Origin of the sequence: Paenibacillus sp. GYB004, assembly GCF_036577605.1 — a bacterium.
Taxonomy (GTDB): domain Bacteria; phylum Bacillota; class Bacilli; order Paenibacillales; family NBRC-103111; genus Paenibacillus_AB; species Paenibacillus_AB oceani.
The window spans coordinates 423043-443711 of record NZ_JARBDB010000047.1; the positions used below are offsets into that span (position 1 = coordinate 423043).

Here is a 20669-nt window from a genome sequence, read left to right on the forward strand (position 1 = left end):
TATTACGGAAATGAGGTGCCGGACTTGAACGAGCGAGCAAGCGGAATGAGCGGGCAAAACGATCGACTGAAGCAAGGAGGGCGCATACACGTATGGATTCAACCCGAAGAGCTCCGGACGGGTGAAGGAACGGATATTTGGCAAATGATCATGGCCTCGATCACAGGAGACCTGACAGGCGCCGAACGTCTGCTTCGCGGCAATCCGCAGCTTGCCGTATGCAGCTGGGGATATTATACCCCGATTCATTTCGCCGTGCGTTACGGACATGCCGAACTTGTCCGGCTTCTGCTCGAACACGGGGCGGATGCGACGGAGCGATGGCTGAGCTGGCAGGACGTTCCGCTTACCAAAGCGAAGGATCGCGGGTATACCGTCATCGAGGAACTGCTGTCCGGTCACCTGGAGCGGGCTTTTAACATATCGCCGGATGGAGGCAAGGTTTGCGACTTGATCCGGTCGGGCAGAACCGATGAAGCTGTGCAGCATATCGACGATCGTCCCGAGCTGATACATGCCGGAGATGATCGCGGCAACACCCCTTTGCATTGGGCTGTGCTGACCCGGAATCTGCGGCTGCTGGACGGCTTGATCGAACGGGGGGCTGACCCGGACGCCCGGAGGATGGATGGGGCGACACCGCTTCAACTCGCGATTGAAGGCGACTACTGGTTTAGAAGCCAGCGCGATCTGAATCGTAACGCCATCCGCAATGCGTGGTTTGTCGTCGGTTATCTGGTTGCCCGCGGAGCGGCATACGATCTATGGACGGCAGCGGCCATCGGCGATACCGAATCGATCGAGTCTTTTCTGAACGAAGACTCCGCACTTGTTCAGGCGCCCGATTCGATGGGGAGAAGAGCGTTAAGCTATGCCGCCAAATACGGACATTCCGCAGCCGTTCAACTGCTGCTCGATTATGGAGCCGATCCGAATGCGGCGGAACCGGATGCGCCTTACGGCAGTGCTTTGTGGCATGCCGTGAACGGCAATTATGAAGATATCGTTCAAAGGCTGCTCGAATCCGGAGCGAATCCGAACGCCCCGGTCGATGCAAGTGGCAATCCGCTGTTCATCGCGGCGAAGAGAGGTCACAGCTCGCTCGTTCAGCTGCTGTATGCCCACGGCGCTGCGATGAATCTGGATGCGGCATGCTGTCTGGGCCGGCTCGATCTGGCCGGCGAGATTTTGCAGGCGAACCCGTCTCTCGTGAACAGCGGCGGCGACTACGGGCCGTTGTGTATGGCGGCGGGAGAAGGGCGTACGGACCTGGTTCGTCTGCTGATCCGCCGGGGTGCGGATCTGAATGCGCCCTGGTACGCCAACAATTATATGGGCTACGCGATGGAGAAAGGACCGGAACTCGTAAGCTTGCTGCTCGAATCGGGGGCCGATCCGAATCACGCAAACTGGCTCGGTGTCACGTATCTTCATAAAGCGGCGGCGGCAGGCAATCTGGAACTTGCCCGGCAGTTCGTGGATGCCGGCGCCGATTGCAACGCGATGGACGAGGAGTACGGGGCGACGCCTCTTGGCTGGGCGGCCAAATACGGCAAAGCCGAATTGGTCCGATATTTGCTGGACCTTGAAGCGGACCCCCGGCTTCCGGCCGAGCAATCCTGGACACAGCCTCTGTCCTGGGCAAGGCGCAAGGGGCATGCGGATATCGCGGAACTGCTTGAGGTTGCGCTGACAAAATGAAGACAGCCGGACATTGACAGGTCCGGTCTCCAGCAATTACGAAGGGTGCCGTATGTGATACCGGCACCCCAATTTCATGGATTAAACATGTACAAATAGCTGATCCTCGTTAACCGTAACGTCATAGCGCTCGACGGTCACATCGTACGTTTTCGTTCTCGTCTTCGGATCGACCACCATGCAGCCCGTCTTGATCTCGAATTCCCAGAAATGCCAGGGACACCGTACAATTTCGCCTTCCTGTTCAAAGCAAAACTCGCCGCGGGCGGTAGAGGTAACGAAGGAAGTCGTGATTCCCAAGCAGAGCGGTGCGCCTTGATGCGGACACAAATTGCGGATGGCATAATAATGTCCGTTCACATTGTACACGCCGATGCTGCGTCCGCCGATCTCCACGATTTTTCTCGACCCCGGTGCGATTTCCGAGGTGCTGCCTACACATACACGGTTCAAGCCAGGGCACCTCCCGCCGCTTGTTTTCTCGCCGGCAACCTGTACAGCTCCGCCGCATTTTGATAAAAGATACGTTCCTTCATCTCCTCGTCCATCTTCGGAAATGCAAGCAGCGGCGAATCAAAATCCCAGTGCGGATAATCGCTTGCAAACATTAAGTTTTCCCGGGCGTAGATCGCCTCCATCATAGGCATAAACATCTCCTTTTGCGGCGGAAGCTCGATCGGCTGCGAAGTTACTTTCATATGTTTGCGGTAATATTCGCTTGGCGGCTCTTTCACCCACGGAGTCTGATGACGCAGCGCCTTCCAATCCTGATCCAGTCTCCAGATGAAGGGGGCCACCCACATCATCCCGGCCTCGACCATGATTACTTTCAGGTCCGGATATTTGACGAACACGCCTTCGAAAATAAAGCTGGCCATATGCGCCATCATAATTTGCGTGCGTGCTGCCCTGTATTCCGCGTAATAGCTTACATAACCGGCGCCGGTAGGCGGGTTGTTGATCCCGATTCCCTCCATGCTCACGTGGATCGCGAACGGCAAATTGTTGCGCACGCAAGCTTCGTAGATCGGCTCGTACATCCGGTTGCCGTATGGTTTTATCGCACCGTTGGAGACGATGACTTGAACCATGTCCGGATGCGAGCCGACCCGGTCGATTTCCTTGGCCGCCAGGATCGGATCCTGCTTCGGAATATGGACCGAACCTTTCAGCCTGCTGTCCCGGGACAAATAGTGCTCGATCACGTAGTCGTTGGAAGCCGAGCAGAGCGCTGCCGCATAATCCGTGTCCGGCGTCGTGTGAACGCCGTAATCACTGCCCGTCATTATTCCGTACTCCAGATTGAATTTATCGATATGCTGGGCCCGAATATAGTTCAAATAGCTGTCTTCTTCCTTATTTCGCGGAGGTTGATGCTCCTGCATCGAGCCGTTCGTGCCGCCATTCAGATACATGTGGTTTTGTCCGGGAAGCCGGCGTCCCCAAGTTTCAACCTGTTCGCGGTATATACGGGGCAAATACGGCTTTATTCCGTCCAGTGGAATGGTGGCATGAATATCGCAATCGATGATGGACGTTTTCCCTCCGGGGGATTTGATTTTCGTCGACGCATTCGTTTCCATACGGTCACTTCCTCAACTATTAAGGTTTGGTAAAGTACTTATTTTCATCTTACAGGGGAGGGGGGGGCAAGAATATACAGGAATTTACCGTTTTATTTTCACTTTTTTGCATATGATCCGAATAGGTGCGGCTAATTTCGGTTCTTGATCCTTCGGGATCTGTCAGAGGAACTTCGGTCAGTGGACGAAGTATGGAAATGGAGGGCTTGGACAAAATTTTCGCCGGAGTACGCCGCCCGCCTGCCATCTTATCGTTAAAGAAGAAACAGACCTCCCGCCGAACCTGCAGCTGGAAGGTCTATTGGATTATGAGGATTACTTGCTTGCTTTTTCCTGCGCGATCCATTGATTCGATTCCTCTTCAATTTGCCGGAAAGCGGTATTTAAGTCGATCGTTCCTTGCGCGAGCTGCTCCAACGGCTTGAGGTATATATTCTGCACACGCAAATCGTACACTGTCATCGGAGGGGAGTTTGTAAATTTGTTTTTGAGAATCGCCGAATAGTTTTTATTCGGGTAAGGCGCTTTGGTGCCGTAGGCTTGGATGACGGCCGGCGTTTGCAGGATCGGAATGATGGCGCGTTCGGACAACGATTTTTGCACTTCTTCCGACAGCATGTAGGAGAGCACTTCCATAGCTTGATCCGGATGCTTGCTAAGTGAGGTTATGGCGAACATCGTAGGCAGCGCCTGCTGTCCGACTCCGGGAACTTCTTTATATAGAGGATAAGAAGCGATGTCCCAATTCATTGCGGATACGTCAAAGTTCAGAAACATATTGGCTAGTCCGAGAAACATGGCCATATTGCCTTTCAAAAATTGATTCGGATCGGACATTTTCTTATTATCGGTAGTTTGATAAGCGGTAACCAAATGCTCGTACAGCGTCTTCCAGCGGGGATCGGTTTGGATCGTCGCTTTGTCGGTTTTGGCATCGACGTACGGAATCGAGAACGGACTTAGGGCAAGGGCGTAGGAAGGATACGTTCCGAGTCCGTAATATTTGATCCCGCCGTCGGTCCGGTTAAACCGCTTGGCCAGATCCAGCAGCTCGTCCCGTGTCATGCCGTCTTTCGGGAACGCCACTCCGAACTTATCGAATACATCTTTGTTGTAATAAAGTACCTCGGTGTTGCTCACCAGCGGGAGAGCGGAGATGCCGCCGCCAGACATCGATTTGGCGATATGGAGGGAGGACGGGTCCAGTTGGGCCAGATTGACATTATGTTTCTGGATCAGCCCGCTCATATCGGACTGGATCTTGAAACGGTCCAAATTGTTGAAGGTGGCCGTATGAGTATCCCAATACACGTCGATCGCGGTTTTGGATGTGATCAGACTTTCCATCGTAACTTCTTTGCTTGCTTGAATATACTTGATCGTATATTCCGGGAATTTGGCTCTCATCGTTTGGCCGAATCGTTCGTTGAACGCTTCCTCCGACCAGCCCGAGGTGGAGAAAAAAACAAGCTCCACCGGTTCCCGCATCGCTGACGGTACCGGCTGTTGCGAAGTCTCTTGCCCGGTGAAGCCGCATGCAGCCAGTATCGACATAGTCCCTGCAGCGAGCAGAAACCGGTAAGGGGTTAGCGCTTTCCTAGAAATAGGTTCAATCAGCCTCTTGACGGTATGGACACTCGAAAAAAACAACTTGTAACCCTCCTCAACGTCATTGGATAACCTAATTACGCTTTCATGATACATGCCGCCTGCGCGAAAAAACATGCAAGAATTTGAGATTTAATTTTCATTTTTTTGTGTTCGAAAGTTTGTTATTCTGAAAAAGGACGATCTGGCAAACAGGGGAGAATCGCGCATGATGACATTATGGAACGGGAGCATCGAGGTGGAGAACTGCGTTTATACGGGACCGCGACCGAGCTTCATGTACCCGGAGAGCACGAACCAAACGTACACGCTGCTAGGGATCGAAACCGGATCCTTCGAATACGAGATTCGGGAGGAGACGGGCCGGGCAGCCTTTGGGGACTTGTTGTTATGTCCGCCGGACACGCTGTTTAAGCGCAAAGCGCTCGAGGAAATTACGTTTCATGTCATCTATTTTCATTGGGTGATGCCCGAGCGGGAGTTGTACGATCAGCTCCCTGTAGGCAAATTTGGAATCCGCGACACCGACCGTTTACTATCGACTTATTCTTATTTGCGCGGCATGCAAAAGATTTTCAGCACGATGACCTCCGCTAGAAACAGGGCGATCCCGTTGCTGATCGACCTGCTGTTTTTGTGCGAGATGGACAGGGAGCTTGCCCTCAAGGGCAAAGATTCGAGCGACCCGATCATGCAGCTGGCCGCGGGGTATATCCACCGGCATCTGTTCGAAGAGATCAGTCTGAAGCAGATTGCCGGGAAGCTGGGCATCGGGCAGTCCCAATTAACCCGGCGTTTTCATGCGGCCTATGGCACGACGCCTGTCGATTACATAACGAAGCTCCGCCTCGACGAAGTGAAGAGGCGGCTGCTGGAGACGGATGAGACGCTGGATGCGATCGCGTACCGGTGCGGATTCGAGAACGGCTCGTACTTAAGCCGCGTATTCAGCGCGAAGATCGGAATAACCCCCTCGTCCTTCAGAAGAAATTACCGGATCTAGCTGGCGGCGCTTTTAAGAAAATTCCTGACGAGGTTTGAGGCTCGCTGTTTCCGGAGAATATGGTTAGATAAAAATACTCGGTTGCATGAACGGAGCGTTAAGGTTAGAATAAGGGGTATGTTCAGGAACGGAGGGTTTCGTGTGGTGGATTTTATCCGAGTAGCAAGAATTTGGCGCGGCTAATGGAAGGTGCCAAAGGTCTGCCTGCGGGCAGAGGACTCGGGATAGGTCTGTCCACATAAGCTCATACGACAAGAAGGGAAATTGTGCTGCAAGACGGGAGGAGTGTGTCCCGAGGCGGCAGAAGTTCTGTTTTCTTTCTTTCCGTGTGACGATAGACCCGGCTATTCGAAATCTAGGCGTTTCGCCTTGCGAATGTATCCTTACGTCCTCTATACCGGTAACACAGGCAACGGCCGCGTCGTCTGTGTTTTTTTGTATTTTCAAAAACCGAGAATGAAAGGGCGATGAATATATGGAACAAAAAGCGATAATAGTTGGAGTTAATTTAAACGACCAGTCCGATTTTACGGATTCGATGGAAGAGCTTAAAAATTTGGCGGCGGCCTGCGATGTTGACGTAGTCGGGGAATTGACGCAGAATGCAAGCAAAATTCATATCTCGCATTACATCGGAACAGGCAAAGTCAAGGAAGTGAAGGAGCTGCTGGAACAGCGCGATGCCTCGATCGCAATATTTAACGACGAGCTGTCTCCTTCGCAAATCCGCAATCTGGAGAAAGATCTGGACTGCAAGGTGATCGACCGCACCATCCTGATTCTCGATATATTTGCCGATCGGGCCCAGACGAGAGAAGCCCAGCTGCAAGTCGATGTGGCCCAGCTGCAATATATGCTGCCGCGTCTGATCGGACTGCGGGAATCGCTCGGGCGGCAAGGCGGCGGTGTCGGGATGAAGAACAGAGGGGCTGGCGAAACGAAGCTGGAGCTGGACCGCCGCAGAATCGAAGCCAAAATATCCGCCCTGCAAAAAGAGCTGGAAGGGCTGGTCGCCCAGCGACAAGTACAGCGGAAGCAGCGGCAAAAAAACCGGATTCCCGTAGTCAGTCTCGTCGGATACACGAACGCCGGCAAGTCGAGCCTGATGAATGCGATCCTCGAGACTTACAATCCGGAAAGCGGCAAGCAGGTTTTGGCCAAAGACATGCTGTTCGCCACGCTCGAAACGTCGGTGCGTAATATTACTTTGCCGGACAACAAAGCGTTTCTGCTCACCGATACGGTAGGTTTCGTAAGGAAACTGCCGCATCATCTGATCAAAGCGTTCCGCTCGACGCTGGAGGAAGTATCCGAAGCCGATCTGCTGATTCACGTTGTCGATTACTCCAACCCGGAGCACGAGAAGCTGATCGAGGTTACGCGGGAGACGGTGGAGGAGCTGGGCGCCGGTCATATTCCCGTTATATATGCTTACAACAAGGCTGAATTGACGGGCGGGGAGTGGCCGGCCAACGAGCCGGATCGGGTGTACATGTCCGCGAAGCATAAGACCGGGCTGGATGAACTGATGCAGCGCATCCGCAGCAGCATCTTCGGCGACTACGTCCGGTGCGAAATGCTGATTCCGTTCGATCAAGGCCGCCTCATCGCGTACTTTAACGATAATGCGAATGTGACGGCTACAAGCTACGAGGAGAACGGGACGAAGTTGACGATGGAGTGCAGGCGTGCGGATTACGAGAAGTATCAAGCCTATATTGTGGAAGAGGAAGGCAGCTGATTTCAGGCTGAATGCAACCTCTTACCGAAAACCCGGGACGTTATGTTCCGGGTTATTCAGCTTACCGAGATGCCGGGACGTCATGTCCCGGTTTTTTGTCAACTTACCGGAATCCGGGAAATGCTGTTCCGGTTATTTTCTGCTTACCGAAATCCGGACATGCTGTTCCGGTATTGGCCACGTTTCGCGCTTAGCAGCACCCCTTAATTAACCAGGAGGACAATGCCGAAAATAAAGGGTGCCAAAGGTGTGCCAAAGGCTCTTATTACATAGAGTACCCTGCACGCCCAAAAGGTTTTGGCGAAGGGAAGCACTACCTGCTCGCAAACAAAGACGTTTACGGGCCGCATTTTAGTCGTGCGGGTGGATAACACGACTGAGGGCGGTCATCAAGCCGCTTGGTTGTTCTACACATCCGGAGATCCCCCAAGAAAGCATGGACAAGCAATTGAAGTTCCGATTGACGACCGTCACCTATTTAGTATATTATATATAATATAGATTATGTACATGGAGGTTGTGGAGAAACCGGAGGCTTAAGATGGAAGCGCATGCGCGAATGCCGTGCAGGAACAAGCACACAGGGGATCACACCGCGAGTGGTCGTTACTAACGTATTTAGAAGCACATATCGATGAGTACAGGGGAGGATTTCGACTTGATCGATGCTAAATATTTGTTGAACGATGAGCAGGTGGCTCAGTTTATCACCCATGGATTTGTGCAGCTTCAGACTGATTTCACCGAACAGTTTCACCAGGCCGTGCTGAAGAAAATGAGCGAAGTGTACGAGAACGAAGGCAATCCCGGCAACAATCTCGTCCCCCGCATTCCGGAAATTCAGAAGTTTTTCGATCATCCTACCGTTAAAGGGGCATTAACCAGCCTACTTGGGCCTAGCTATACGATGCACGCTCACCGGCACGGGCATTTCAACCGGCCGGGAACGAGCGACGGGGGATGGCACAAGGACAACTATTGGGGGAACGAGAAGACCCGCAATCATCTTCCGTGGTCAGCGATGATTTTTTATTATCCGCAGGACGTTACGGACGATATGGGGCCTACCGGCATCGTACCGGGCTCGCAAAACCGTTATAAAATGAACGTCGCCTCGGAAATCAACTTGCCGGTCGTCGGCAAGGCGGGGTCGTTCGTACTGATCAATTACGATATATGGCACCGGGCTACAGCCAACACGTCGGCGAACGACCGGTATATGCTGAAATTTTTATTTTTCCGCCTGGAGGCGCCGAAGCGAGCGGAGTGGAACAACCTCAGGGAGGAGTGGAAGACGCCTGAGGGAATGATGCCCGTTCCGGACAACACCTTATTGTGGAACCATGTGTGGAAATGGATGTCCGGGTCCCCGGCTTGGGCGGACCGGCCGGCCGATCCTGCCGAGCGTACGGGGGCAGCGCGCCATAGCGATATCGCCGGGCTGGAAAGCCGGTTATACGGAGAAGACGAGAATGAGGCTTTGAACGCGGCTTACGGCTTGGCGGCGATCGGAGCGGAAGCGGTCCCGGCGCTTATACGCGGATTGAAGCATACTGATCCCGATGTGGTCAATCCGCTGACGTTTTCGATTCCCCGGCTTTGCGCACACGGCCTGGCGGCTGTGGGACCCGAGGCGATTCCCGCACTAACTGAAGCGCTGGGCGATTCGTACGGGAACCGGGACGTGATCGGGCAGATCGCTTTTGCACTCGGCGAGATCGGTCCTCCCGCTTCCGGCGCCGTACCCGCATTAATCGGCTTGCTGCAGGAGGAATCGGATTTTATCCGCCAACATGTCGTGGAAGCGCTCGGCATGATCCAGGAGCCGGCGGAACAGGTCGTTCCCGCTCTTGGCGGCGCTCTGCAGGACTCGTCGATGTACGTCCGCTTCTCGGCCGGCCTGGCGCTCGCGCGGATCGGTCCTGCGGCCGCCTCCGCAGTCGGCGCGCTGAAGCAGGCGCTTCACGACGGGGATGAAGGTCCCGCTCCGATGCTGGCGGCATCCAAAGCCGACAAAGGGGCGCGTTACGTTTCGGCTATCGCCGCTACTGCGCTTCAGCGAATACGAACAGACGAAGCGTTGGACATTTTGTTATCCTATTTGCAAACCGCCAGATGGTGTCCGTCCACAACTAAAGTTTCTACGTTTTAATGTACAGGAACGGAAGCGGGTCCATCGTATAAGAAAACAGGTGCGGCTCGACCCCCGGCAAGTACGACGGTTATTGGGCAAATTGGCCTTGCCGGGGGCCGGCTCCCTACGAACAGAACGGATGATATGCCTCCCTGGGGGCAATCGTTCGCCCTATCCTCCCATCCTCCAGCCCTACGGCTTCCTAGCTGCAGATGAAACCTATACCTACGGATTTCGATCGATCATACCCGCAGATGCGATACCTCTTCTGACTAACAACAGCATGTGCCGAGTTTCTTTCAACCTTGTATGCGTTTACAAGTATGGATAGATAGGACGGATAACGTTGCAAGTCCGGAAAAATTAAAAATGGGGTGTTCCATATGCGGAAATCAAGAGTGATTTCATCCATCGGACTTTTATCCCTCACGTTAATTGTAAGCGCTTGCGGAAAGGCGGCCGGTCCAGCGGAGCCGGCTCCCGGTCAAACGCCGGACACTTCGCCGCCTCCGGCAACGGTTAATAACCAGCCGGTTACCGTGAAAATCGCCGTCCACGCCGGGATCGTCAACGACAACGATTTAAAACGGTATTTTATCGAACCGGTAAAAGCGAAATATCCGCATATCACAATCGAGAGAATCAATGTGGCCGACAAAGGGCTGAGCTTGCCCGAGCTGGTCTCGACGAATGCCGTTCCCGACATGGTGATCAATTATCCGTACAACTTGACGGATCTGACGCAGCTCGGCATCAGCTACAACATGGATGAATTGATCAAAACCCATAAGCTGGACTTGAACCGGATCAGCCCGGAATATTTGGAATCGATCAAAATCGTGAACGGTTCGAATTTTTATACGGGGTTGCCGATGAACAACAATACGTTCGCGTTGTTTTTCAATAAAGATTTATTCGACCGGTTCGGCGTATCGTATCCGAAGGACGGCATGACCTGGGATGAAGTACGCGAAATCTCGGTCAAGTTGACCCGCAGCGAAAACGGAGTTCAGTATTACGGCCTGTTCCCGGATAACGTGTACCGGGGGGCATATCAGGCAAGCGTGCCGTTCGTCGATCTGCAAAACAATAAATCGGTGTTCCAGACTGATGCATGGAAAAACTTGTTCGAGCTGTGGTACAGTCTATACAAATATCCCGGAGCCGAGATCATGCCGAAAGAAATGAATACCGTTAACGGCTTCAAGACCGGACAAATTGCGATGTTCTCCGGGTATTCGGGCCAATTGCCGGATCTGCTGTCGATGAAGGATCTGAACTGGGATGTGGTCACCTATCCGACCAATAAAGTCGCGCCTGGCGTCGGCCAGCGGGTGGATTCTCCGATGATGTCGATTACGAGCACAAGCAAGGTCAAGGATGCGGCGATGCAAATCATATCCGTCATTTTGTCGGATGAAGTGCAAACCGAGATGACGCGCAATCTGCAGTCATCCGTCTTGAAAGATCCGAAAATTAATGCCCAGTTCGGTAAAGCGACGCCGGAGCTTGCCTCCAAAAACGTCGTTGCGTTTACGAAGCTGAAAGTAGCGGTGCTGAAACCGTTCGGGTTCGTGCCGGTCGGCAGCGCAGCCGGCATCCCGATCACCGCGTTCACAGAGCTGCTCTACGCAGGGAAAGACGTGAATACGGTTCTTCGCGAAGCGGACGAGAAAATGGAAAAGGTGATCGCGGAAGAATTGCAGAAGAAAAAATAGAGCGGGTCTTTCAGGAACGAATGCACCCTCCTGCTCCAGACAGGGCGGGAGCATATAAGGAATGCGAGGAAGGCTGCCGCGTGCGGCCTTTTTTGTTTTAACCGATTGATCCTTCGGCAGGGGAAGGAAATCATGGAAGTAGTCCAGAATAACTATCCGGATAAGGAAGGGGGCTTACCGAACGATGAGTGAATGGAAATCGTTGACGGGTGATTCGCGGGCAAGGTGGGATGAGGTGGCGCCATTTTGGGACGATTATATGGGAGCGGCCAGCAACCGGTTTCACCGGGAGATCGTCAGGCCGAAAACGGAGGAGCTCCTGGAGGTCAAAGTAGGACATGCCGTTCTCGATCTGGCCTGCGGCAACGGGAATTTCTCCAGACGGCTGGCGGATCTGGGCGCCAAAGTTGTCGCTTTCGACTACAGTCCGGTCATGGTTCAGAGGGCGCTGGCGAGGTCCTCGGACTATGCCGGACGAATCGATTACCGGGTGGCGGATGCGACGAGCGCCGAATCCTTATTGGAGCTGGGGACGCAGCAATATGACAGTGCAGTGGCAAATATGGCGCTGCATGACATCGCGGATATATCGGCTATTCCGAAAGCGCTGCAGGTTATGTTGAAGCCCGGCGGCGTATTCGTCTTTTCGATTCCGCACCCTTGCTTCCAGCCTCCCGGTATGAGGAAAATTCATGAGACGGAAGAAATAAACGGTGTTGTTGCCACGAGAAACAGCATTCAGATCAGCAAATATTTGACTCCGGAGCCGTGCGAAAGCATCGGGATTCGCGGTCAGCCGGTACCGCATTATTTGTTCCATCGCCCGCTGTCGGCGTATATGAACCTGTTTATGCGCTCTAGCTTTGTGCTGGACGGCTTCGAGGAACCGAGCTTCGAGCCGGACGACAAAGCGGGCGAAAGGTTCGACTGGTATGAGATCCCCCCGGCGGCGATATTCCGGTTCCGCAAGCAGGGATGAGGTTTCGCCAGCTGTTGTGCGGCTGGCGTAATATAACATCGGAGAAAAGGGGGGACACGCTTGACTAAGCCGGTATCGGCGGATTCGGACAAATCTTTGTGGGCGGTGTACGTCTGGTGCGTATCCTTTCTCAAGCCGTATCTGTTCTTGTTAGTTTTATTAATAACGTCAGCTGCCGTCGTATCGGCGGCCGAGCTTGCCATTCCGCAATTTATCCGTACTTTTATCGATGTTACGCTTCCGTCCCGGGACCGGAGCGGGTACTATTCGGCGATGGCTTGGCTGGCCGGCATTATCGCAATCATGATCGCAGCGGGAATGGTTCAGAATCTGCTCCGCCGCATGTTACAGGAGAGAGCGGCACGCGATTTGCAGGTTGCCATACTCGGGCATCTGCGGCGGCTCGGATTTGCTTACTTTGAACGTACGCCGTCGGGCCAAACGTTGTCACTGGTCCATACGGAAGTCGCCGCCGTTCAGAACTTGTACCGGCAGCACTTCCCTGCGATGATCGGCAGTTTTTTGTTCTCGGTCCTGTCGATCGCGATTATGGCATCCACGCACATCGGGCTGACGCTGATCGTGATCCCCTGCTTTTTGCTATACTATGTATTCGGTCCGATGCTTGAGCGCAAAGCTTCCGTCAGCGGCAAGGAAATGTCGCAAAACCGGATCGAAGAAAACCAGAAGGCGTACGAAAGTGTCTCCGCTGCGATGGAGCTGCGGGCGTTTAGCGCGCACGGATGGGATATGAACCGGTATAACGAAAAGGTGACGACTCACAACCGGAGCATGATTCGCACGTATTGGTACGCTTATTTGCGGGGGACGAACCGGAGACTGACTTATTACGCGGGTGCCATTGCCGTCTTTATATATGGATATCATTTGATACAGAATGATTTGTTAACGGTTGGGGGATTCGTATCTTTTCTGCTGTATTATTTCGCCGCGATGCACCGGCTGACCGCTGTCGTGACCAGCGTTACGGAACAGAAAGTACTTATGTATCAAGCGGAGAAGCTGTATCAATTCATCCGGCGCAAGCCGCTCGTCGAACCGCCGGCGGAGCCTGTAAGTCGGGACAGTATTCAAGGAGAGATCCGGTTCGAAAGGGTTTCGTTCAGCTACGATTACGGAAGGCCCGTTTTGAAAGAGATGGACTTGGTCGTACGGCCCGGGCAGCGGGTAGCATTGGTCGGACAAAGCGGCTGCGGCAAATCAACCGCCCTCAAGCTGATCGGCAGATTTTACGACCCGGACAGCGGCTCCGTTCGCATAGACGGCATACTTGTCCGCGAATTGTCGCCCGACTCGCTTGGACATGCTCTAGGTTATGTGTTCCAGGACACCTATTTATTTGGATCCTCGGTCAAAGAAAATATCCGTTTCGGCCAACCGGATGCAACAGATGAAGAGGTTGAGCTTGCTGCCAAAGCCGCTTACGCCCATGATTTCATTACCGAGCTGCCGGACGGCTACGATACGCTTGTCGGGGAACGCGGAGTGCGTCTGTCGGGCGGACAAAAGCAGCGCATCTCCATCGCTCGCATGTTTATCAAAAATCCTGCCGTCGTTTTGCTGGATGAAGCTACCTCCGCCCTGGATAATACCAGCGAACGCGAAGTGAAATCGGCATTGGATCGTCTGTTGGCGGGCCGAACGGTGATCGCCGTCGCTCACCGGCTGACGACCATTAGCGACTTCGATGCAATCGCTATGATGGAAGACGGCCGGGTGATCGAATTCGGTACTTATGAGGAGCTGATAGCGGCCGGAGGTGCTTTTAAGCAACTGGCCGAAGGCGAAGCGCCGAGAAAGGAGGAGGCCGGTGTCTAATCTTATCTGGCTGGCCAGGCTGGCGGGCAAAGCCAAGTGGCTGCTCCTGCTATCCGTTGTATTGATGACGGCTGAGTCGTTATCGTATCTGATGCAGATCGGACTGCAGCAAACGATCATTGACGATGTGCTGATGGCGGGACGGACGGAGTTGTTCTGGCCGACCTTGCTGCAAATCGCTGCGGCTTATATTGCTTATTCGCTTTTATTTACGTTCGGGCCGCATGCGATCCATCACACCGTTGCCCGGGTTCGCCATTCGCTGTCGGGTAGTCTGATGGATCGGCTCCACCAGATCCCGGCGCTTGATTTGCAAAAAGAAAGAACCGGGCACTACGTGTATCATTTCACAACTGATTTGCAAAATGTGGCCGGCATGACTGGAGGCGATTTGCCGAGATTGTTTCAGCACTTGACCACCGTGTTGTTTCTATCCTATGTGATTGCCAAGGCAAACCTGATCTTGTTTGCAGTTTTGGCAGCATTCAGCGTGATTTACGTACTTCTTGGAAAAAGGTTTGCCTCCGAACGCAAGCAGGCCGCTGCCGAAATCAACTGCACCAAATCTGCGCTGCTTGTACATATGGAGGAGAGCATATCGTCAACTCGTGAAGTCATCGCCTTCCACCGGCAGTCGTGGGAATCCGCCATCTACAAAAAACTGTTCGGAGCTTATTACCGTGACGTCATACGGGAAGGCAAGCTGGTCAACCGGCAGCAGTTGATCAGCGACCCTCTGCGATGGGGAACGACGTGGATCGTGCTTCTGGCCGGCGGACTTCTCGTCATCGACGGCCGGCTGTCTCTGGGGATGTTCGTGATCACGTACCAGTTTGCCAACCGATTTATGGATTCCTTTCATGGATTGTATCAATTCACGCTGGGGTTGTCCGGCAAGGTGTCCTCGGTAGAGAGGTTGCGCCGCTATCTGGGTGGGGATCGTCTGCACACGTTAGGTGACCCGCTGCAAGCACCGCTCTCGGAACTGAGGTTCGAGCAGGTATCGTTTGCGTATGACACCGGACGGAATGCCGTATTGGCCGGAATCAGTCTGGACATCCCGCTGGGACGGAAGGTTGCTCTGGTCGGCACAAGCGGCGGCGGCAAATCGACCCTAGCGGGCTTATTGCTCCGGTTTCTGGAACCTACGGACGGTGTACTTGCGGTAAACGGCCGACCGCTGCCGGAATGGTCCCGCGGCGACTGGATGAATCGGGTGGCCGTCGTGCTTCAAGACCCTTACTTTTTCCCGGATACGATCCGGACGAATCTGCTGCTGGGATTGGAACAAGTGTCGGATCGGACCATGATCGAGGTGTGCGAGGCGATGCAAATTCATGATTTCATTATGAATACTCCTCAGGGCTACAACACGGTGATTGGGGAAAGAGGCATTACGCTCTCCGGCGGGCAAAGGCAGAGGCTCGCTTTGGCGAGAGCGCTGCTGCGCAACCCGGATATTCTCATCCTTGACGAATCGACCTCGGCGCTCGATCTGGAGACGGAACGGCGCATCCAGGAGCAGTTGGATATCATCCGCGAGGGGCAGACGACGATCATCATCGCGCACAGACTGTCGACGATCCGCAATGCGGACCTGATTGTGGTGCTCGATAAAGGGAAGCTGGCAGAAAGCGGGTCGCACGACCAGTTAATGCAGGACGGGCGGCTATACCGCGAACTTGTTTGGAAGGAGCAGGAGGGGGAGGGGCTCGTGGCCGGGTAACAATCAAAGAAGCAGACAAGGCTTGAAGGTTGCGCGAAAGCGTACCCGGTTCGATGCTGGAACAGGTACGCTTTTGTATGTTGAGCCGGGTGATCACTTTTGCAGAAAGGTGGGTTTACAATGAACCGATATACACATTTGGGCGTTTACGGGATTTTAACAAACGATAATAAAGTGCTGCTCATCAAGAAATCCAGAGGGCCGCACAAGGGGAAATGGGATTTGCCGGGCGGTTCGATTGAGTTTGGTGAAGAGCCTTACGCTGCACTACAACGGGAATTTCTGGAGGAAACCGGGATCGGACATATCGTGGGGCGCATCCGTTCGGCCGTATCGTCTACGATTATTTACCCTTATCGAGATGAAGAATTGGAGCATATGCACCATATCGGAATCTTGTACGATGTAAGTACGAATGCCGATCCTGGTACGATTAAGATTGGCGGAGATGGTCAAGATTCGTTAGGGGCTCGTTGGTTCGAACCGGACGAGATTAAGAAGATCGAAACAACCCCGTTTGTAAAAGAAATCGATTCGCTGTAAGTTGTATCCAAGTCTGTTTCCAACCTCCCAAAAAGACAGCAATCCGTAAGAAAGCCCGGCGCAATCACCATGCTACAATAGGAAAGCGATAGGAGCATAAGTTCGCTTATGGCTTATGGTTTACGGCTTATTGCTTATGGTTTTAGATGGAGACAAGACCGGAGAGGAGCCAGACGGTGGAGAGTCAAGGAACTAAAAAAGATAGAGAAGGAACCTTTGGCAGCAGAAGTAATTTTATCGTAGTTCTGGTTATGATTCTGGGCGTGTTTGTCGCCATTTTGAACGAGACGCTGCTTAATGTGGCCTTGTCCAAAATTATGGCTGATATCGGCGTTCTGCCCAGTAAGGCCCAATGGCTGACGACCGGATATTTGCTGGTGATCGGTGTGCTGATCCCGGTGACGGCGTATTTGATTCAGAGGTTTACGACAAGGAGCTTGTTTCTGACCGCTATGGGGCTGTTTACGGCGGGGACGTTCGTCGCTGCGGTCGCTCCCGGATTTGAAGCGCTTTTGGCCGGGAGAATCTTGCAGGCGGCGGGGACGGGGCTGTTGTTCCCTTTGCTGACCAACGTCGTATTCGCTACAGTCCCTATCGAGAAAAGAGGCTCGGCCATGGGGATGATCGGGATCGTGATTACGTTCGCTCCTGCAATCGGACCGACTTTGTCCGGCATCATCGTCGAGCATTTCAGCTGGCGGCTGCTCTTTTACAGCGTGCTTCCTGTCGCTCTGTTCGTCATCGCCTTCGCTTACGTGAAGCTGCGCAACGTGACGGAGACGACGAATCCGAAAATCGACCTATTGTCGCTTCTGCTGTCGACGCTCGGGTTCGGAGGGCTGGTGTACGGGTTCAGCAGCGCAGGAGAAGGCCACGGCGGATGGACCAGCAGCAAGGTATACGTGCCGATCGGAATCGGAGTCGTGTCGCTGGTGTTATTTACATGGAGACAGTTGACGCTGACGCAGCCGCTGCTCGATCTTAGAACGTTTAAGTACAACGTATTCCGGATGTCGACGCTGATCATGATTATCGTCATGATGGCGATGTTCTCGGCGATGATGCTTCTGCCGATCTACTTGCAGAACGCCTTGAGCTACAGTCCGCTTGAAGCCGGGCTAATCATGCTGCCGGGCGGAGTCGTGATGGGGATCATGTCGCCGGTCACGGGAAGGCTGTTCGACAAGTTTGGCGCCAAGTGGCTGGCTGTAGTCGGGCTTGGGTTAATCGCCGCTTCGTTATGGCAGTTCGCGTTTCTGTCGGTGTCCACACCGTATTTCACGATCATGATCTTTAATACGTTGCTGATGCTCGGGATCTCGATGCTGATGATGCCGGTTATGACCAATGCCTTGAATGAACTTCCTTCCAGGCTGTATCCTCACGGAACCGCCATCATAAGCACGCTCCAGCAAGTGGCTGGAGCCGTAGGGACCGCGCTGCTCGTCACGATTATGACGAACGGCTCCAAACGTTATTTGGAACAGCTCGGCGGCTCTGCGGACGATAGGGAGATGCAAATTCTTGCCATGATGGCGGGAATGAAAAGCGCCTTTCTGCTCGCCTTTGCTCTGGTCGCGGTCGCATGGGCGGTATCGTTTATGCTCAAACGGTCGGTTCCGCCGGAAGGGGAGCTGGAAGGCAGCCGGGCAACGGCTAACTAGTCGCCGAAGCAGCGGACTGTTGGCGGTTGAGAGGCGCTCTGAATATCGAAAGCTCGGTTTCTATCTATTTTTTAGGTTTGCCCGGTTTTGGGACCATTTTCGGCTTGGACACTAACGTCATTTTCTTATTGTCGATATAGTCGATTTCATAGTCGCCGAGCTGGCGGATCAGGGACAAGACGGCAGGCGGAAAATTGGCTGCCTGAACATCAAGCTCATCTTCCAGCTCGTTGTACCAGCCCAGCATATTTTTATGGATCGTGACGAATTTCGCTTTATTTTTCATAGTGTACCCCTCTGTTCTAGTTTTTCTATATCCTATGCGCCGCCACTGTAATAGGGATGGACTAATAGAGGTAGAAACCGAAAAAGATTCGAAACCGAGACCCCGTTTGTTAATCTTGGCTGAATCGTTGATAATAACTTGAAAAGCGGTTATTACACCATATAGAAATGAGCGATCAACGGTGCAAAAACGATGGGTTGGCGAGGTCACGCATATTACGAGATATCCGGTAAAATCGATGGCGGGAGAGCCTTTAACCCGGACCGCTGTAGCGGCTTACGGCTTGTACGGGGACAGGAGCCATGCTTTCGTCGATCCTGCGAAGCAGGGCTGGGAGCGTTATATCACCGCCAGACAAATCCCCCGGCTGCTTGGCTACAGGCCGACTTTTCTCGAACAAAGCGCCGAGGGAGAGTTCCCGCAGCTGAGTATCGCGTCTCCGGATGGACGATCATTCGGGTGGGACGAGCAGTTGTTAAGCGAGATCGATGGCCTGTCGAACCGGACGATAACGATGATCCGGCATCGGGCGGACAGCGTCGATCTGCTGGCCGTGGATACGGGGGCGATTCTTCTGATTACCGACCGGTCTTTGCGGAAGCTGCAGCGTCTGATGGGCCGGGAGATCGATCCGCGCCGGTTTCGCGCCAATTTCATCGTTTCCTTGCGGGAGGATTCGGCAGAGGACGAGACTGGTTGGATCGGAAAGGAACTTTCCATAGGCGGCTGCCGGCTCCAGATCGAAGAGCCGTGCGAGCGATGCTCCGTTATTACGTTAGATCCGGATACCTACGAGCGGGATGTGAACATTCTGAAGCAAGTCAACGAACAGATGAATCTGATCTTCGGCGTATATGCTTCGGTAACGGCGGTCGGCGACGTAGGCGTGGGGGACCGTGTGTATGTGGAGCGGCAGGGATAGATTTGATCGGATGGCCAATTAAAAAGATTGGAAAGTTATGATCAATTATTCCTTGACAGGAATATTCCTTAATAGGTATATTTAAAACGTAACCTGTAGCGGGAAGGGAAAACCGCTGCGGCTCAAGGAACCGAATGAGGTCGGCAAAGCGGCTCAGCCTGATAGCCCGTAATAAAGCCGGCACGACAAATTATCGATGAGGTGATCGCATGGCAGTTAGAGCGAATCAAATTTTTGTTAATTTACCGGTTAAAGATTTGAACCAAACGATCGAGTTTTTTACAAAAGTCGGATTTGAGTTTAATCCGGAATATACGGACGAGAATGCGGCATGTATGATCGTCAGCGACCATATCTTCGTGATGCTGCTGGTCGAAGAGTTTTTCAAAAATTTCACTAAAAAAGAGATCGCGGATGCAACGAAAACGACGGAAGTTATCGTGGCTCTGTCCGCGGACAGCAAAGAGCAAGTGAATGAGATCGTAAACCGTGCGCTTGCAGCCGGCGGTACAGTATCCAACGAACCTATAGATCAAGGTTTCATGTACGGATGGAGCTTCCAGGATATTAACGGCCATCTGTGGGAACTGATGTATATGGATATGAGCGGAGGCGGCCAAGCTTAAATCCGCGGCAGAACGAGCTTGTTGGGTATGAAAGCGAAGACGGGCCTCCTCAAGCGGGAGGCTTTTCGCATACGGGGAGATCGAAAGGAGTTCATAGTGGGCGCATATGTGTATTCGGGAATCGTATGGGGGCTGCTTCTGATCGCGGGCGTGCTGCTCATCGCCGCATCCCGGACGAATCGGAAAGATAAGAACAGCGGCATTTTAAGATGGACGGGGTATGGACTTCTTCTCTGTACTCTTGGGCTGATTGTCCTGGAAATCTATGCTGGTTTCGAGGAAGCGTCGCATCGGATCGGTCATTAAACGCCGAGCGCGAGCGTATATCCATTTCGCCGAGATGAAGTTGAAAGACAAAGGGTATGGGTAGCAGATCGGAAGTCCGTTTCTGGATGGAGCGGGCTTTTTTGCATTTCGAAGTTGATGGGGCTTCTCTGCATACGATCGGTGCGGGACGTTTTCCATCCGTTTGAAGTATAATGAAAAAGTTGACATTTAGTTTTCAGGCAACTAAGCTTAATTGGAAATTAATACGATTTTTTTGGGGAATTTTTTTGGTTTATCCGTAATAGATGATAGAATTTGTCTTCCTACTA

Annotated in this window: 17 protein-coding genes; 13 read left to right on the forward strand and 4 right to left on the reverse strand. The window is 53.1% G+C overall.

The genetic code is table 11. The features are described from left to right. Positions 1 to 24: 24 nt before the first annotated feature. A complete protein-coding gene (locus PV433_RS20500) occupies positions 25 to 1701 on the forward strand; it encodes an ankyrin repeat domain-containing protein (RefSeq protein ID WP_332073914.1) in 1677 nt (558 codons plus the stop codon). Between the two features lie 81 nt (positions 1702 to 1782). On the opposite strand, the gene PV433_RS20505 is transcribed toward PV433_RS20500, so the two are convergent. The 3 genes from PV433_RS20505 to PV433_RS20515 form a co-directional block, all read right to left on the reverse strand. Then, on the reverse strand, positions 1783 to 2154 hold the full coding sequence (locus PV433_RS20505; RefSeq protein WP_332073915.1) for a Rieske (2Fe-2S) protein: 372 nt from the start codon (positions 2152 to 2154) through the stop codon (positions 1783 to 1785). Next, a complete protein-coding gene (locus PV433_RS20510) occupies positions 2151 to 3284 on the reverse strand; it encodes an amidohydrolase family protein (protein WP_332073916.1) in 1134 nt (377 codons plus the stop codon). The genes PV433_RS20505 and PV433_RS20510 overlap by 4 nt, the downstream gene beginning before the upstream one ends. A 315-nt stretch (positions 3285 to 3599) precedes the next feature. After that, positions 3600 to 4934 carry an ABC transporter substrate-binding protein gene (locus PV433_RS20515; RefSeq protein WP_332073917.1) on the reverse strand — a complete coding sequence of 445 codons (1335 nt, stop codon included), beginning with the start codon at positions 4932 to 4934 and terminating at the stop codon, positions 3600 to 3602. A 166-nt stretch (positions 4935 to 5100) separates the two neighbouring features. Between PV433_RS20515 and PV433_RS20520 the strand changes: the two genes are divergently transcribed. From PV433_RS20520 to PV433_RS20560, 9 genes are all read left to right on the forward strand, one after another. After that, positions 5101 to 5895 (forward strand): AraC family transcriptional regulator, encoded by a 795-nt coding sequence (locus PV433_RS20520; protein WP_332073918.1) that lies wholly within the window; start codon positions 5101 to 5103, stop codon positions 5893 to 5895. Between the two features lie 475 nt (positions 5896 to 6370). Beyond that, positions 6371 to 7636: a GTPase HflX gene (gene hflX / locus PV433_RS20525; protein ID WP_332073919.1), complete on the forward strand. Its 1266-nt coding sequence runs from the start codon at positions 6371 to 6373 to the stop codon at positions 7634 to 7636. A 658-nt stretch (positions 7637 to 8294) separates the two neighbouring features. Further along, a complete protein-coding gene (locus PV433_RS20530) occupies positions 8295 to 9788 on the forward strand; it encodes a HEAT repeat domain-containing protein (protein WP_332073920.1) in 1494 nt (497 codons plus the stop codon). Positions 9789 to 10153: 365 nt separating this feature from the next. After that, the gene (locus PV433_RS20535; RefSeq protein ID WP_332073921.1) at positions 10154 to 11488 is read left to right on the forward strand and encodes an ABC transporter substrate-binding protein; all 1335 of its coding nucleotides are present in this window, start codon (positions 10154 to 10156) and stop codon (positions 11486 to 11488) included. A 184-nt stretch (positions 11489 to 11672) separates the two neighbouring features. Then, entirely contained in the window at positions 11673 to 12467 is a 795-nt protein-coding gene (locus tag PV433_RS20540; protein ID WP_332073922.1) for a class I SAM-dependent methyltransferase, read from the forward strand. A 60-nt stretch (positions 12468 to 12527) separates the two neighbouring features. Further along, positions 12528 to 14306, forward strand: coding sequence for an ABC transporter ATP-binding protein (locus PV433_RS20545; protein ID WP_332073923.1), 1779 nt, complete (start codon positions 12528 to 12530; stop codon positions 14304 to 14306). Next, a complete protein-coding gene (locus tag PV433_RS20550) occupies positions 14299 to 16032 on the forward strand; it encodes an ABC transporter ATP-binding protein (protein ID WP_332073924.1) in 1734 nt (577 codons plus the stop codon). The genes PV433_RS20545 and PV433_RS20550 overlap by 8 nt, the downstream gene beginning before the upstream one ends. A gap of 120 nt (positions 16033 to 16152) precedes the next feature. After that, on the forward strand, positions 16153 to 16575 hold the full coding sequence (locus tag PV433_RS20555) for an NUDIX hydrolase (protein WP_332073925.1): 423 nt from the start codon (positions 16153 to 16155) through the stop codon (positions 16573 to 16575). Between the two features lie 146 nt (positions 16576 to 16721). After that, complete coding sequence (locus tag PV433_RS20560; RefSeq protein ID WP_442951552.1) at positions 16722 to 18239, forward strand: MDR family MFS transporter; 1518 nt, start codon at positions 16722 to 16724, stop codon at positions 18237 to 18239. Between the two features lie 64 nt (positions 18240 to 18303). Here the strand turns inward: PV433_RS20560 and PV433_RS20565 are convergent, their stop codons facing one another. Continuing rightward, entirely contained in the window at positions 18304 to 18525 is a 222-nt protein-coding gene (locus PV433_RS20565) for a hypothetical protein (RefSeq protein WP_332073927.1), read from the reverse strand. Between the two features lie 181 nt (positions 18526 to 18706). Here PV433_RS20565 and PV433_RS20570 point away from each other — a divergent pair, with 181 nt between their 5' ends. From PV433_RS20570 to PV433_RS20580, 3 genes are all read left to right on the forward strand, one after another. Beyond that, a complete protein-coding gene (locus tag PV433_RS20570; RefSeq protein ID WP_332073928.1) occupies positions 18707 to 19447 on the forward strand; it encodes an MOSC domain-containing protein in 741 nt (246 codons plus the stop codon). Between the two features lie 209 nt (positions 19448 to 19656). Continuing rightward, complete coding sequence (locus tag PV433_RS20575) at positions 19657 to 20073, forward strand: VOC family protein (protein ID WP_332073929.1); 417 nt, start codon at positions 19657 to 19659, stop codon at positions 20071 to 20073. Positions 20074 to 20169: 96 nt separating this feature from the next. Next, positions 20170 to 20379, forward strand: coding sequence for a hypothetical protein (locus PV433_RS20580; protein ID WP_190928615.1), 210 nt, complete (start codon positions 20170 to 20172; stop codon positions 20377 to 20379). The last annotated feature ends 290 nt before the right edge of the window (positions 20380 to 20669 follow it).

Coding starts and splice junctions, on each gene's coding strand:
- PV433_RS20575 (WP_332073929.1), top strand. CDS start 19,657: ATGGCAGTTAGAGCGAATCAAATTTTTGTTAATTTACCGGTTAAAGAT.
- PV433_RS20540 (WP_332073922.1), top strand. CDS start 11,673: ATGAGTGAATGGAAATCGTTGACGGGTGATTCGCGGGCAAGGTGGGAT.
- PV433_RS20555 (WP_332073925.1), top strand. CDS start 16,153: ATGAACCGATATACACATTTGGGCGTTTACGGGATTTTAACAAACGAT.
- PV433_RS20520 (WP_332073918.1), top strand. CDS start 5,101: ATGATGACATTATGGAACGGGAGCATCGAGGTGGAGAACTGCGTTTAT.
- hflX (WP_332073919.1), top strand. CDS start 6,371: ATGGAACAAAAAGCGATAATAGTTGGAGTTAATTTAAACGACCAGTCC.
- PV433_RS20560 (WP_442951552.1), top strand. CDS start 16,722: ATGGAGACAAGACCGGAGAGGAGCCAGACGGTGGAGAGTCAAGGAACT.
- PV433_RS20565 (WP_332073927.1), bottom strand. CDS start 18,525: ATGAAAAATAAAGCGAAATTCGTCACGATCCATAAAAATATGCTGGGC.
- PV433_RS20510 (WP_332073916.1), bottom strand. CDS start 3,284: ATGGAAACGAATGCGTCGACGAAAATCAAATCCCCCGGAGGGAAAACG.
- PV433_RS20535 (WP_332073921.1), top strand. CDS start 10,154: ATGCGGAAATCAAGAGTGATTTCATCCATCGGACTTTTATCCCTCACG.